Below are 346 nucleotides of genomic sequence, written 5' to 3' on the forward strand. Positions count from 1 at the left end.
GAATAATGACTCCAGCCCAACCGAAGTGGTGCTGAGTGCATGTGGGTCATTGAAACGGGTCGCTATGCGAGACAAGGGCTAGGCTTGTGATGCTTTGCGAGCAAAGTCGCGCTCAACTTTGGCTTTGACCCAGGTTTCGTTCAGCCACAGCGAAAACAGAATGACCCCGCCGCCCAATGTTAGGCGCAGCAAATCGACATCGCGATTCCAAATCAAGATGTTGACGATAAGCCCAGCAGGCACCAAAGCGTTGTTCATTACCGCCAAGGCTCCAGCATTTACCAACGTTGCCCCTTTGTTCCAGGCAAAATAGCCAAGCCAGATGCATCACCGGCCTAAGTAAATC

Annotated in this window: 1 pseudogene; it reads right to left on the reverse strand. The window is 52.0% G+C overall.

Features of this window, described 5'->3' with window-relative positions:
• Positions 1 to 78: 78 nt before the first annotated feature.
• Positions 79 to 318: pseudogene (locus tag CIK04_RS24510) on the reverse strand (EamA family transporter); the annotation flags it as partial.
• Between the last annotated feature and the right edge of the window lie 28 nt (positions 319 to 346).

Source organism: Vibrio sp. 03_296, assembly GCF_002265885.1.